The sequence below is a fragment of the Neobacillus niacini genome (assembly GCF_023715415.1).
Lineage (GTDB): Bacteria > Bacillota > Bacilli > Bacillales > Cytobacillaceae > Neobacillus > Neobacillus niacini_C.
In genome coordinates this window covers 432,545-447,295 of the sequence record NZ_JAMBOB010000003.1, presented here as the reverse complement: position 1 = coordinate 447,295, position 14,751 = coordinate 432,545, and the positions used below count along the sequence as shown (strand labels likewise).

At 39.4% G+C, this 14,751-nt stretch carries 13 protein-coding genes and 1 riboswitch; of the genes, 10 read left to right on the top strand and 3 right to left on the bottom strand.

Features of this window, described 5'->3' with window-relative positions:
• The first annotated feature begins 28 nt into the window (after positions 1 to 28).
• From M3189_RS08810 to M3189_RS08795, 4 genes are all read left to right on the top strand, one after another.
• Positions 29 to 1,948, top strand: coding sequence for a putative thiazole-containing bacteriocin maturation protein (locus M3189_RS08810; protein ID WP_251633479.1), 1,920 nt, complete (start codon positions 29 to 31; stop codon positions 1,946 to 1,948).
• Positions 1,945 to 3,891 (top strand): TOMM precursor leader peptide-binding protein, encoded by a 1,947-nt coding sequence (locus tag M3189_RS08805; protein WP_251633478.1) that lies wholly within the window; start codon positions 1,945 to 1,947, stop codon positions 3,889 to 3,891. The genes M3189_RS08810 and M3189_RS08805 overlap by 4 nt, the downstream gene beginning before the upstream one ends.
• Positions 3,892 to 3,914: 23 nt before the next feature.
• Entirely contained in the window at positions 3,915 to 5,489 is a 1,575-nt protein-coding gene (locus M3189_RS08800; RefSeq protein ID WP_251633477.1) for a SagB family peptide dehydrogenase, read from the top strand.
• A 336-nt stretch (positions 5,490 to 5,825) separates the two neighbouring features.
• A complete protein-coding gene (locus tag M3189_RS08795; protein WP_251633476.1) occupies positions 5,826 to 6,749 on the top strand; it encodes a patatin-like phospholipase family protein in 924 nt (307 codons plus the stop codon).
• Positions 6,750 to 6,929: 180 nt separating this feature from the next.
• Here M3189_RS08795 and M3189_RS08790 read toward each other — a convergent pair whose 3' ends face one another.
• A complete protein-coding gene (locus M3189_RS08790; protein ID WP_251633475.1) occupies positions 6,930 to 7,487 on the bottom strand; it encodes a MerR family transcriptional regulator in 558 nt (185 codons plus the stop codon).
• Between the two features lie 251 nt (positions 7,488 to 7,738).
• Here M3189_RS08790 and M3189_RS08785 point away from each other — a divergent pair, with 251 nt between their 5' ends.
• A complete protein-coding gene (locus M3189_RS08785) occupies positions 7,739 to 7,909 on the top strand; it encodes a hypothetical protein (protein WP_251633474.1) in 171 nt (56 codons plus the stop codon).
• Positions 7,910 to 9,034: 1,125 nt separating this feature from the next.
• Positions 9,035 to 10,270: a cell division protein FtsZ gene (gene ftsZ / locus M3189_RS08780; RefSeq protein WP_251633473.1), complete on the top strand. Its 1,236-nt coding sequence runs from the start codon at positions 9,035 to 9,037 to the stop codon at positions 10,268 to 10,270.
• A 74-nt stretch (positions 10,271 to 10,344) separates the two neighbouring features.
• Here the strand turns inward: ftsZ and M3189_RS08775 are convergent, their stop codons facing one another.
• Positions 10,345 to 10,581, bottom strand: a complete 237-nt coding sequence (locus M3189_RS08775) for a hypothetical protein (RefSeq protein ID WP_251633472.1) — start codon at positions 10,579 to 10,581, stop codon at positions 10,345 to 10,347.
• 302 nt (positions 10,582 to 10,883) lie between these two features.
• On the opposite strand from M3189_RS08775, the gene M3189_RS08770 reads away from it, so the two are divergent.
• The 4 genes from M3189_RS08770 (at position 10,884) to M3189_RS08760 (ending at position 13,809) form a co-directional block, all read left to right on the top strand.
• On the top strand, positions 10,884 to 11,780 hold the full coding sequence (locus M3189_RS08770) for a TIGR01777 family oxidoreductase (protein ID WP_251633471.1): 897 nt from the start codon (positions 10,884 to 10,886) through the stop codon (positions 11,778 to 11,780).
• Positions 11,781 to 11,898: 118 nt separating this feature from the next.
• Positions 11,899 to 11,982, top strand: a complete 84-nt coding sequence (locus tag M3189_RS27120) for a putative holin-like toxin (protein ID WP_353057410.1) — start codon at positions 11,899 to 11,901, stop codon at positions 11,980 to 11,982.
• A gap of 321 nt (positions 11,983 to 12,303) precedes the next feature.
• Positions 12,304 to 12,441 carry a hypothetical protein gene (locus M3189_RS08765; protein WP_251633470.1) on the top strand — a complete coding sequence of 46 codons (138 nt, stop codon included), beginning with the start codon at positions 12,304 to 12,306 and terminating at the stop codon, positions 12,439 to 12,441.
• A gap of 219 nt (positions 12,442 to 12,660) precedes the next feature.
• Positions 12,661 to 12,764, top strand: a riboswitch (purine riboswitch).
• A gap of 169 nt (positions 12,765 to 12,933) precedes the next feature.
• Positions 12,934 to 13,809, top strand: coding sequence for a 5'-methylthioadenosine/S-adenosylhomocysteine nucleosidase (locus M3189_RS08760; protein WP_251633469.1), 876 nt, complete (start codon positions 12,934 to 12,936; stop codon positions 13,807 to 13,809).
• Positions 13,810 to 13,980: 171 nt separating this feature from the next.
• On the opposite strand, the gene M3189_RS08755 is transcribed toward M3189_RS08760, so the two are convergent.
• Positions 13,981 to 14,655, bottom strand: coding sequence for a LuxR C-terminal-related transcriptional regulator (locus M3189_RS08755; RefSeq protein ID WP_251633468.1), 675 nt, complete (start codon positions 14,653 to 14,655; stop codon positions 13,981 to 13,983).
• Positions 14,656 to 14,751 lie beyond the last annotated feature (96 nt).

Genomic DNA, 14,751 nt, shown 5'->3' with positions numbered 1-14,751 from the left:
GAAATAGCTTAGGCTAAGGAGGAGCGCAATGACGAATATGAACCCTTCTATGCGTCTGAAAGTGAAAAGGGACACGTTTTTTCTCCCTGATCCAAACAGTGGTGTGTTTTTTCGGAACAATGTAAGCTCGTTCCGTATGGAAGGCAGTATGATCGATCAATGGGTTGAGAAGCTGATCCCCATGTTTAATGGCGAGTACACCTTGGAGTATTTGACTAATGGTTTGCCGGTGGCATACCGAGATAGAGTGTTTGAAATTGCAGAAGCACTATATCAAAATGGGTTTGTTCGAGATGTGAGCCAAGACAGTCCGCATCAATTGAAGGAACAGGTTCTAAAAAAGTATGCCTCTCAAATTGAATTTGTCGATAATTTGCTTGATTCAGGTGGGTTCCGTTTTCAGCACTATCGTCAAGCGAAAGTGTTAGCAATAGGCTCTGGTCCTTTTTTTGTTTCGTTGGTTGCGTCGTTACTGGATTCCGGATTGCCCAAGTTCCAAACGTTTATTACTGACAGTGTTCAGACCAATAGACAGCGGTTGATGGAACTCGTGGCACATGCCCGTAAAACAGACCCTGATGTGGAGATAGAGGAGGTCACACTAAACAAGCAGGTGGAAAGTACTTGGGAGGAAATAGTGAAACCGTTCGATTATATTTTATATGTGTCAGAACAGGATGATGTAGAGGAACTCCGACTTCTACATAGGGTTTGCAAGGAAGAGAAGAAAGTGTTTCTCCCTGCTATCTGTTTAGAGCAGGCGGGTATAGCGGGTCCGTTAGTACATTCAGACTCAGAGGCCGACTGGGAGTCTGCTTGGCGCCGTATTCACCAAGGGGCTCTCTTAAGAGAGCAGAAATTTAATGCTCCTACTTCGACACCCTTAGCCATGCTGGCGAATGTCATCGTATTTGAGTTGTTTAAAGACGTTACCGGTGTGACTGAAAAGGAACCGAAGAATCAATTCTTTCTTCTAGATTTGGAAACGTTAGAAGGAAACTGGCATTCTTTTATGCCCCATCCGCTGGTTAGCAGACAAACAACTTCTAGATTGGTTGAAGATATAGATATGCGACTAGCACAAGGAAGCGAAAGAGGAGATCCCGGTAAATTACTCCTTTCCTTTAACCATTTGACATCTAAGGTATCCGGAATTTTTCACATTTGGGAGGAGGGTGACTTAAAGCAGCTTCCGTTGGCTCAGTGCCGGGTTCAGGCAGTCAACCCATTGGCAGAGAGGCCAGCTGACCTGTTGGATGATATTGTCTGTATAGGTCTGACACATGAAGAGGCAAGAAGGGAAGCGGGTTTGTCCGGAATTGAAAACTATGTATCACAACTAGCCGAATATTTAGATTTACCTCCAGAAGTGGAGGTGGGAGCAGGTGAAACATTTTCGGAAGGTGTTTGCCGGGGATTACAAAGATTCTTAGACGAGGAGTTGATCAAACAAAGCCTTGAAGAGGAGTATTCCGTCATCCCGGTGCAGTTAAGTAAGGTAGAAGATAAACGCTGCCAGTATTATTTGCAGGCACTGACGACGTTACGGGGAGCACCGACTATAGGGATTGGCGAGGAAGTGTCTGGATTCCCGTCTGTGTGGGTTGGTACCAATGACGGATGGTATGGCAGTGTCGATTTGAATATCACACTGGCATTACGAAATACGCTGCAACAGGCAATTTTCAATGTGCAAAATGAAGAGGAATTCGTTATGGCACGAACCTTAGAGGTTTCATCCATGATTCTAGATGAAAATATGTCGCTAAGCATTGAAATTCCTTCCTGTGAAGAGAGAATACAATCCGAGAACTTTCTGAATGCTATAGAAATCTTGGAACGGAACGGGAAACAATTGTTTGTATATGAACTAGAACTAGAACCATTTTTGAAAGAGGGATTGGCAGGGATAGTTGGGGTATTGGTTCAAGAGGAGGGATTAACGTGAGTGCTGTCATGTTGGTTATAGGAGAAGGACTGCTGGCAGACCACATGTGTAAGGAACTTTCATCTCAATACTTAGTATTTCGCCAAACCGAATTCGGGGCAATCGTACCCGGAAGTATTGATTTGGCATTAGTGTTACATGATGCATGGAATCCCTCTGTTCATCAAAAAGCAGAAGAGATTTTTCATCGAACCCATACTCCCTGGCTGAGAGGTTTTGTTTCTTTTGGAGAGGGTGTAATAGGCCCGCTTGTTCGCCCGGGTACGCAAGGGTGTTCACAATGTACGGATATGAGGCGTCTTATGACAGGACACGACCGGAAAGAGATGTGGGAAATACAAAAGAGGTTGGAGATAACAGGAGGAATGCAGCAGGAACCATGGGCCACACGTACGAGTCTTTTTCACTTGGCGCACCTATTACTAGCGGAGGTCCAAAGAATTATCAGTGGTAATCAGGCCCAATCTGAAGGAAAGGTAAGTTTTCTCAATCTGAAAACATTGAAGAGCTCTTGGCACAGGTTTCTGCCCGTCCCCTTGTGCCAGATTTGCAGTTCATTACCTGACGATACACCAGAGATGGCTCGAATTTCTCTGCAACAAAGTCCGAAGGTTTCCAGCGACATTTATCGCAGCCGTTCGTTAGATAGCCTGAATGAGGTTCTAGCTATTGACTATCTTGATCAACGCACAGGCCTTTTGAATGATAAAATGGTTAACCTCGTACACACATTTGCTGATGTAAGTGTCAATTTGCCTTTATTCGAGGGGGACGAACGAACAGCTGGCCGTACTAACTCATTTGCGGTTAGTGAGTTAACGGCCATTTTAGAAGGGTTGGAACGGTACTGTGGACTTGAGCCCCGTGGAAAAAGGACAGTGGTTCATGACAGTTATACTCATTTGAAAAATGTGGCACTCAATCCAATCGAGGTTGGTGTGCACGCAAAAGAACAGTATGAGAGACCTGGTTTTCCATTTACAGAATTTGATCCAGATCGCCCGATTGATTGGGTATGGGGATATTCGTTTTTGCAAGAACGACCGATTCTGGTTCCAGAGCTGCTTGCTTATTATAGTTTGGGATGCGAATCACGTGGATTTGTCTATGAAACTTCCAATGGCTGTGCGTTAGGCGGAAGTCTAGAAGAGGCCATTTTCTACGGAATTTTGGAAGTGGTGGAACGTGATTCGTTCCTGATGACTTGGTATGCACAGATGTCCCTCCCGCGTCTGGATCCAGCCTCAATTGAAGACCAAGAGCTTCAGTTAATGATTGAACGAATGCGTGCCGTCGCGGATTATGATCTATATTTGTATAACTCTACGATGGAGCATGGAATTCCAAGTATTTTGGCTATTGCGAAAAACAGAAAGGAAAAAGGGATGAATCTAATTTGTGCGGCTGGATCTCATTTGGACCCAGTACGGGCAGTGAAAACGGCGGTTCACGAGTTAGCTGGTATGATGCTGTCGTTGGATGAGAAATTAGAGACGAACCAGGAGGAGTATGTTCTAATGTTGGATGATTCTACCTTGGTGCAACAAATGGATGATCATGGAATGCTGTACGGTTTGCCGCAAGCAGAAGAGCGCCTGCAGTTTTTGTTGGACGATCGTCGTCCATTGCGATCCTTTAACGAGGAATTCAAGTTGAAGTCAGCACATTTAGATCTTACTGATGATCTTCAGGATATCGTTCAAGTGTTTCGTAGATTAAATCTCGATGTCATTGTGGTTGACCAGACGACACCGGAAACAGCTCGAAACGGACTGTATTGTGTAAAAGTACTAATTCCGGGGATGCTGCCGATGACATTCGGACATCACCTTACCCGGGTAACAGGGCTGGAGAGGGTGTTCAGGGTACCTATGGAACTTGGATACTCAAATGAACCGCTGACAGCCGAACAGCTCAATCCACATCCTCATCCGTTTCCATAAGCGCATCACTAGGGGGATAGAGTATGAGTCTAGATGAGTTTTTGCACCATTTACATTTTGATATTGAGAAGGCAAGCATAGCTAATTGGGAGGTGGATTGGGAGGATAAACCACTTCCTTATAAGCTATACCGCGGATTACCTGTGGTCCCATTATCCCTAGAAGTACCACTGACACTTGAAGAACTGAATCAGCCCTTCATGCCTGACCTGCGTAAAATCGGGCATTTTCTATGGTATGTTTATGGCCTTACTCAATTTAGCCAATCTGTCTTTCGTTTGGATGCTACAGACCAATCAGACGTCATGCAATCGTACAGAAGATTTGCTCCCTCGGGTGGAGCACTATATCCAAACGAATTATACGTATATTTGAAAATCGAGGATTTGCCAAATGGGGTATATCATTACGATGTGGCCCACCATCGCTTAGTATTGCTGCGGGAAGGAAATTTTGATTCCTATATTGCCAGGGCTCTCGGGAATCGATGTGACATTTCAGCATGTTTTGGGACGGTTTTTGTATCGACCATGTTTTGGAAAAACTTTTATAAATACAATAACTTTGCCTACCGACTGCAGGGATTGGATGCAGGTGTGTTGATGGGACAGCTGTTGGAAGTATCGAAAGTGTTTGGCTTCGAAACGGGGGTATACTTTCAATTTATAGATCGCGCCATGAATCATTTGCTTGGTTTATCTGAAGAGGAGGAGAGTGTCTATTCGGTCATCCCCCTATCGGTTGAACCTACCATATGGTCAGCAAACGGGAACGAAAGAGACAGGATTGTTTCTGCAGTTGAGTTGTGCCGAGAATTAACACAGATTCAACCAAACCATTACGTTCGGTCAAAGCGGGTTAAAGAGTATCCGATGTTATCAAAGGTAAATAAAGCGTCCATGCTGGATTCTCCAACTATGTTTTCAGTGATAGAGGAACAGGATAATGGTAATTGTGAGGGTCAAGCGATAGCTTTGCCACATGCGGAAAGGTTATCGTATGATTTGGGGTCCGTTTGTCGAAAGCGATTTTCTCCAGATATGGATTTCATTATGGGAAAGGTAAGTCAATTTGATTTGGCAAATCTGTTGCATGAGGCAACAGAATCCTTTTTGTATCGAAATGATTTGGTTGCTTCGCACCAGAGACTTGAACCACGTGTCTCACTTAGTGTCTGTTTGTATAATGTTGAAGGAATTCCTAATGGTGCGTACCACTATGACAGTACTGCTCATGCCTTACATCAGGTTCATCCAGGAGATCATCGAATCCTGCTGCAATCTGGTATGTCGTTAAATAATGTAAATTTGCTCCAAGTACCACTGTGCATACATGTCACAGGAGTTAAGGATTACAATAAAACGACACTTGGATACAGAGGATACCGCATCCAACAAATGGAGGCAGGTATGCTCGTGCAACGATTACTCTTATCGGCAGGAGCCATCGGATTGGGAGGGCACCCACTCCTCGGCTACGACTCGAACCTGTGTGATAAACTTTACGAGATGCACGGACAAGGAAAAACCAGCTTAATTCAAATTCCGATTGGTCCCTTTCGAAATCGTCCTTGGTTATTGGGAGGCTTGTTTTGTTAATAGCTTTACACGTTTAAAGGAGGGCGATCTTAAAATTGCTCTCCTTTAATTTGCTTGCCTAGGGATTAATCCCCAAGGAATCAATAATTAAGTAGGTACCCAGATTTGTATTATTATATACCTATTATAAATTGTTTTTATTGCTTTAAAGTTTTATCAATTATTTGTAATATGGAGAGTAAAGGGAAATTTCAAAATAATACTCTTATTAGTGGGCAAATAACAAATAATTAATTATTATTTTTACCTTTTTAGGTTAGTGTTAAGATTTATTATATCTATGAACAATCCCAAAAGTTTACTAATTAATGACACTTAACGCGAGGTGGAAAATAGTTGAAGGCAGATGCTGTTTTTGAAGGTGGTGGAGCTAGGGGAATTGCATTTGTTGGAGCGATTCAAGCGATGGAAGAGGAAAAGGTAGAATGGCAAAGAATAGCTGGAACATCAGCAGGAGCCGTAATCGCTGCTCTTTTGGCAAGCGGCTATAAAAGCTATGAAATTAGAAACCATCTTAAAGAACTTGATTTTTCAAAACTTCGTGGCAAGACTATCTTGAATCGAATTCCCATTTTTGGAAGCTTACTTGAACTAATGTTTAATCTTGGAATCTATAAAAATGATTATTTGGAAACATGGATGGATTCACTTCTTTCAGAAAAAGGAATTAAGACATTTGCTGATCTTCCAGATGGAAAGTTAAAGATTATTGCTTCAGATGTATCGAATGGCCAAATGCTTATTTTGCCAGATGATTTAGATCGATATAGGATGACGCCTTCAGATTTAAAAGTTTCAACTGCCGTTATGATGAGCGCTTCTATACCATTTTTCTTCCGTCCAGTTATTTGGAAATCAAAAGACCGTAAAAAATCCTATATTTTAGATGGTGGCTTACTTAGTAACTTCCCAATATGGATATTCGATACGGACAACCCTCGGTTTCCTACGTTGGGCTTTCGTATAGTGAAAGATAAAGTTAACATAGATGCCGTTATACCAACGCCACTTCACCTTTTCAAAAATATATTTAAAACGATGCTTCAAGCCCATGATTTACGACATTTGAACGAAGAAACAAATGAACGTACCATTAAAATTTCGTCTGGGAACATCAACACAACTGATTTTGAATTGAATAATTCTGAAATTGATTTTCTCTATAAATCAGGCTATACTTCCACAAAAAACTTTTTATCAAAGTGGAATTTCGAACAACATAAGGTCAAAAGAATGCAAAGAGCAATAAGGAATTTATGAAGTGGCACCACCAGCAAAACTCGATTTTACAACATTGAGGAAATACCAATATTAAAAAGCCCAATTTCTTGAGAAATTAGGCTTTTTTTATTACGCCCAGAAAAGGTCCATAACATCAATCCAAAGCCTAATCTGTGATAATAATTCTGTAAACCATGTATATCCAACCCACTGCTTTTCTCATTTCCACCATTTCCACCATTTCTTTTGCTGGGCGGCTGCAATTTGCTGTCGCGTTTCCTCCAACATCATCTTGCTGTTTTCCACTAACAATTGCTCGGAACGTTCTACATACTTTACAATTTGATTGATCTTTTCCTCGAGATAAGCTTCTCGTACGGCTTTCTCCTTCAGATGCTTGATTAAATCCATGTTTATTTGCTCCAAATGTTCGATTCGTTCCATTAATTCATCAAAATTATGATTCTGTTGTATTTCTTTGTCTGGGAGGTTAGTTTGAACCGATTCTTCTTCTGCACTGCTGACACTTTCATTTTCTTCAGAATTCCAGGACATGACCGCTTTCGCTGAAAGTTCCAACGACATACCCTCTTGCCCGATGAATTCAATCAACTTCCGAAGCGTGGTAACATCCTTATCAAAATATCCTCTGTGGCCTCTATGATTGCGGTGAATCTGATATCCGTTTCCTTCTAATAGAGTGGCGTACTTTCGTAATGTATGGCTATCGATTCCAAGCAATTCTTGTACGTGCCTTGGTGAATGTATTTCTGACATATCAATACACCTCCGCTATTAGAACTATTTATGTAAAGTCTTCTTTGCAAGATATAACCATTATACCAAGCAATTTTTTATAAATTGTCGAACGAGCAGATAGTAAACAATTTGTAATTAGACTGTCAACATTTCTTAATAAAACATATAAAAAATATCTTTTAATTTTATTTTTCGTGATTTATATCACAACAGAGGGGTATAGGTATCCTTTAAAATAAACGTAAGTTACTAACAAAGGGGGAAATAAAATGTTTCTTACTTGGTTGATGTGTATCGGTTATTTCATAGGTTCCTATTATATTACCGTGGTTATTTTTGATAAACTTAAGGAGAGAGACGAATCTGATCTAGCTCAGTTAGAATCTCAGCTTCAAAACATGACTATAAATCCAGCACAAACTATGAAACAAGCAGTTTAATATTAAAAAAGAAAATATAAAAAGCCAAAAGGCACCTGAAACATTCAGGTGCCTTTTGGCTTTTCAATATGGGTGCCTGTCACCGCTCGTGGACACTGTCCACCCCAGGTGGACAGTTGGGGTTATTGTTAAGTTTTTCCTCGCTCGTAGTATTTATGATATTATGAATACACTAAATATAGAGAATTGTGAGGATTCCAGGTGAAGGTCGGGTAATGTAAGAGATGTTGTTGCTGAAAACTTACTGACCAATGTAGTTCGTGACATTCCCATTTTCAATCGTATCCGCGAGTTAAATAAACGCGATATGATGGCTGTATATGAGGCACTGGAGCAAAATAATTAAAGGATTATGGAAAAAACTCATTTGCACTTTGAAGCAAATGAGTTTTCCTTTTATTTAATGGCTCTGTTAAAATTGAATATTGATTTCACTGTACTTGGAAAATAAACGGAGTTTTACCGCTTATTGTACCCAAATCCTTGGATTTTGTCTTATTTTAAGCAATTAACCGGAATTTCTCCGCTTATATCTGCTTCGTAATCTTCCTCTAGATACATTAGCCGGAAAATCTCCGCTTATCTATTCTTAAGCCTATACGAAAATCAACAGTGAATAACAACAGAGCCTATTTAATAAATAAATCAAATCCAATCGTAATCAACCATCCTACACAAAGAGTAACTGAGAGATATGTACCGATAACAAGTAGTAATTCCGCCATACTTCCTCCTTCTCTTCATTTTCCTATTTCCACAAAGACAATGTCATTATATCAAGGCAATCTTAAAAATTTGTCGAACGAAGGGATGGTCATCTAAATGTAATTAGACTGTAAACTTTCCTTAATACTAGAAATAATCTGAATATAAACAGGACCATATTCCCCCGAAAAGGGAAAAAATGACTCCTTTTATCCATGTTGAGGAGTGTGCTTTTTCCCATATTTCAGCCTTAAATAATAGGTAACACTTAACTAGACAATAAATTTAATGTTCCGTAGACTAAACACTATATCATTTTTCTACTAATTATTTGGGGGTACGGGTATCTAACCTCCTAATCTACTAAACCAATATTAAAAGAAGGTTAGTAGTATTTTGAAAACAGGGAGGAAAGAGAGCATGTTAGAATTTGACACAAGTATGGACCATTTAGCCAATATTAAAGTTGTCGGTGTTGGCGGAGGAGGCAATAACGCTGTCAACCGCATGATTGAAGATGGAGTTGGGGGAGTTGAATTTATTGCTGTCAACACAGATTCACAAGCCATTAGACAATCGAATGCAGCTATTAAGATGCAAATCGGGTCCTCTTTGACCAGAGGTTTAGGGGCAGGGGCAAATCCGGAAATAGGAAGAAAAGCGGTCGAGGAAAGCAAAAATCAAATTGAAGAAGTTTTAGCGGGAGCAGACATGGTTTTCGTTACAGCCGGAATGGGCGGCGGTACCGGAACTGGGGCAGCACCGGCCATAGCAAGAATTGCACGAAAGATGGGCGCACTGACAATCGGGGTGGTGACACGTCCATTCAAGTTCGAAGGCTTCAAGCGCGCAAAGAACGCTGAAAGTGGAATTAACGCCATGAGGGAAGCTGTGGACACCCTCATTATCATTCCCAACGATCGGTTATTGGAAATTGTCGATAAAAAAACACCGATGATTGATGCCTTTCGTGAAGCGGACAATGTCCTGCGTCAGGGTGTACAAGGGATTTCCGATTTAATTGCAGTTCCTGGTTTAATCAACCTGGATTTTGCAGACGTAAAAACCGTCATGTCCCATAAAGGAACGGCCTTAATGGGGATTGGGATTGCGAATGGCAGCAATCGTGCGGCCGAAGCAGCAGAGAAAGCCCTAAACAGTCCATTATTGGAGACATCTATCAATGGGGCTCATGGTGTCATTATGAACATTACTGGCGGCAACAATTTAAGTCTCTTTGAAGTCCAGGAGGCAGCTGAAATCGTGGCATCTGCTTCCAACGAGGAATTAAATATGATTTTTGGTTCCGTGATAAACGAAAACTTAACAGATGAAATTATTGTAACTGTTATAGCGACTGGATTCACGGAGAAAGAGGATGCCGTTTTACATAAACCTGCTCAGGCACCAGAGGAAGAAAAGGGTATTCCATATCAAAGAGAACAACATTATGATCAAAGAGAACAGCATTATGGACAAAGAGAACAACACTATGAATATCATCAAAGTGAGCAACACTATGAACATCGTCAACCTGAACCAATTTATGTCGAAGAGGAGCACCATTATGGGCAGCACTCAGAAGAGTTAGACGACTCTAGTGATATTCCAGCGTTCTTACGTAATCGGAAAAAGCGCTTACGTTCCTTTAGGTAATTATCTAAAAATAGAAATTATAAAAACGCTTGGAATATCCAAGCGTTTTTATATACAATAGATGTCTTTTATATTTACGCCATAGCTAGGCTTTTAAATTTTGTAACTGTCTCTACATATTCTTCTTTACCATCAATAACCTTATACACTCGAGCCTCATCAAAATGAACGGTCTTCCAAGAGCGTAACTCACCATCTCGATATCCTCTAGCCAAGAAATTTTCCAATGATTTCTTCGTAGCACCTTGGTAGTAGGTTTTACCAATAAAGGTACCTTTAAAATATTTGTGCACCATATACGTTTCAAACATTTGCGTATCCTCCTATTTTTTACAGAGTAATTATTTAATAGAATACCTGTATTAAGAAAAGATAATTAAATACATTTGCAACATCGCTATATTGTTTACAAAGGGTATAGTACCACCAATTTTGGATGTAGTCTGTGAATATTTTGTGAAATGTTTCACGAGACTGTTGGTGTTTATTTCCAGAAGTATAAATAACTATAAATGATAGTTTATTTAAGCGATTATTTTTGAAATACCAGAAAAATCTATAGTAGTAATGGTATAATTTTCTAAATAATAGAGAGTTCTTTGGGAGGGAAAAAATGAAAATTGTTATTGCTGGAGGTTCTGGGTTCATTGGTCAGACGTTAACACAATTGCTGCTCAATAACGGGCATAGTGTGGTAATTTTAACGAGGAAGGAAAAGAAAGCTTCCGAAAAAGTTGAATTTGTAAGGTGGCTTGATGAAGGCGTTTCACCTGAAAAAGCAATAGGAAGTGCAGATGCGTTTGTAAACTTGGCTGGGGTGTCCATTAACGACGGAAGATGGAGCAAAAGCCATCAGAAACAAATCTATGAAAGTCGAATGACTGCAACAGATGAGTTACTTAGAATCATTTCATTACTTCCTACAAAGCCTTCTGTCCTGGTGAATGCCAGTGCGATTGGGATTTATCCAGCCTCTCAAAATGCAATTTATACTGAAAATTCGGTTGAAACAGCAACAGATTTTTTAGGTAGAACCGTTCAGGATTGGGAGAACAAAGCACTGCAAGTAGAAAAACATTCCATTCGTGTGGTAATGATGAGATTTGGTGTGGTGCTTGGTAAGGAGGAAGGTGCACTGCCACTCATGGCGATGCCGTATCGTTTATTTGTTGGTGGTAAAGTGGGAACAGGTAAACAATGGGTTTCGTGGGTACATGTTACAGATGTCGTTCGCGCCATTCTCTTTGCTATTACGAGTAACCAATTAAGTGGCCCTATTAATGTAACAGCTCCATCTCCACTCAGAATGAATGAATTTGGAAAAATGATTGGTACAGTTTTACATCGTCCACATTGGCTTCCTGTACCATCGTTTGGTATGAAAATGGTGCTTGGGCAAAAAAGTGCCCTTGTTCTGGAAGGGCAGCATGTAATCCCCAAAGTGTTACAAGAGAATGGGTTTGATTTCAAGTTCCCAACACTCCGTTCAGCTTTAGAGGATTTATTATAAAAGGAAATAACGAATGTATGTTCTCATTTTATAGTGTTTATGCTATACTTAAAGGGCAATAGAAAAGGTTGTCTCTAGGGATGTTGGCAAGCTCCCACCGGAAAGAGGGTGTTGCTGTTTGACGATTTTCGAAACGTTTATGATAATGATTGGGTTTGCTAGTTTAATCGTAGCCGTATTAACGTTTAGTCAAAAAAAATAATCCACCCTTGAGTTTTGCTTTCCTCAGGTGGATTATTTAATCTCATTAACAAGTCAACCCTTTTAAGGGGACCGTCTATTGCAGGACCTGACATGTTGCACCATGTCGGTCTTTTTATTTTATGTTCATACCCATATTTATATTATAACGAAATATAGGAAAAAAGAAACATAAATCAATTTTTGAAGAACTGAAAAAACGGCATTATCCGCCATTCTTAAATTTTTTCTATAGATTAATAAAAATTTTATGCACATTTTTGAACTTTCAACATATATTAGCTTCTGTGAGAATTTTTTAATTGGAAGGAAGAAAAAACATATGAATAACGATACAATTAAGCAATCTACTAAAATCGAGAGCAATGTTGGAGGAAATGGATACAAGGTTATTGAAATCAACGTAACCGATCCATCTGAAAATTTATTTGCAGTGGTTACACCTGTGAAAATGAAATAGGGGACTACCGTTAAAAACTAATCGATCGTAAATAAACAATAATATAGAGATTTTGTTGCAATCCTTCCAAACGGAAGATTGCTTTTTTTTGTAAAAAATTGAGTAATATTACCATTTATATATTATCTTTTTCGTAAAACACGAACAATAATGTAAATTTTAAAATAAATATTCACCTTTTGTTGATTTACTATTATAAGTTTGTTATATTAACAAAGTAATAATCATAAAAACGTTACTCGTATATACTCAGTAATACGGTCTGAGTGTTTCTACCTGGTTCCCATTAAATGAACTAGACTACGAGTTAAAGTATGAGTGGGTCAAGAAATCTTTAGACCTTCCATCAAATGATAGAGCATTTTTTGCTTCATTATTTATACTTTGACTTTGGTAGGTCTAGAAGGCTGGGAATATCCTGCTATTCTAGACTTTTTTCATTTGAGCCAACCACGAGTGTACAAACAACAAGAAAAAGGGGAGAACAAATTTATGAAAAACAAAATGTTTAAGAAAATTGCTTCAGTAGCAGCTATTTCTACTATGTTATTGGTGGCAGGTTGTAATTCGAAAGATCAAGATTTAAAGGTAACAAAAGCAAAGAGTGAGGAAAGACCAATCGTCATTCAAGGACCAATGCCCATTGAAGCTGAATATTTTGCAGATAAATTAAAAAATGTGAAAATAGAAAAATCAGGAACGTTTGTTTTTTACAAAGGAACGTTAAACGATTATCCTGTTATCGTTACGAAAACAGGGAAGGGAATGGAGAATGCTGCTGCTGTTACTGCATTGACCATTGAAAAATTTAACCCAATCGCCATTATCAACCAAGGTACTTCAGGCGGTCATGATCCAAGTCTAAATGTATTTGATATCGTACTTGGAAAAAGAACGACAAATATCGGTTCATTAAAAACAACAAATATGGATGAAAACCAAGGAACTGATCCAACTACATGGATTCCGATGGACTTAATGGCTTCAGAAGGAAGCGGATCAGATGAGAGTGCAAATAAAGTCCGCCACTACGAGGGGGACAAGGATTTACTTGCAGCAGCAAATGCTGTAAAAGACACCTACACGAAGGGTAAAGTGGTCGAGGGTACAATTGGTTCAGCAGACTTTTGGAATAGCGAAGTAGACCGAATTAAATGGATTCATGAGATTTATGGTACCTCTGTAGAAGAAATGGAAGGTGCATCCGTCGCACAAATTGCTGATGCCTATGATATTCCTTTCTTAGGTATTAGAATTCTATCAAATAATAAAACCAATGGCGGTACGTATGATCCAGGTACAGCATCTGCCAATCAAGAGTATGTATATGAAGTAGTGAAAGAATACATCAAAATGGTGAAAAAGTAATAATGACCAAGCGTGCGTTCCTACGATTGTAGGGGCGCATTTCTTTATGATTAATCTAGCTTTCAAGACTAATGCGTAAATACAAGTAAACCTCTACGGACACGGATGGAATTGTGTTAGCGTAGAGGTTTATTTGTAAAAGTTATATTTCGTAAACGTTTACATTTTTAGTTAAGAAATAATCCCTTTTCTTAAAAGTACACCGACTGCATGTGAACGGTTTTGAGCACCAAGCTTTTTGATTGCAGATTTTACATATTGCTTTACGGTTAGTTCACTAATTTCCATTGTGGCAGCCATTTCCTTCATGCTTTCTCCCCACGAAATCTTCCTCATCACCTCTAATTCTCGTTTGCTTAGATTAGGTGATTCTTTTAAATCCTCGGACTGCTCCATATACTTTCCAACCAATCTTCCATAGTCAGTGAGTGAGGAGAGGGCTTGTTCGTCTAGGAAAGTATCCTTAGAAAATTCCGTCGTACATATGTAGCCAATGACAACTGAGCTGAAACAAATTGGGACGACAGCCATAGAGTTAATATTCGAGGTAAGAATATACTTACTGCTTGTTTGCTTTAAAAATTCAATTCCAGAACAATACTTAGCTTTCCTCTCTAAAATCGCAGAATAGATGATAGGCAATGTCCGAACATTATCCCGAATCTCGTTAATATAGACGATGCCGGTTGAATTTACCATTAAAACTCCTTCCCCAAGATAACCTAATGGAGAATAGCGAAATAGATAAGCATTTCGTGCAGGGTAGAGAGACAGGTAGACTTCAAGAATCTTATACAGTTTTTCTTCATGACTTGCTGTTTCTTCTAGCTGTACAATCTTTTCCATCAAGGTATGCTGAGATGGCAAACTATCATCTCCTTTTGGGGGATTGGACACCTACAAAATTAGGAATATTCAAATTATACAAAAAATTGTAACATA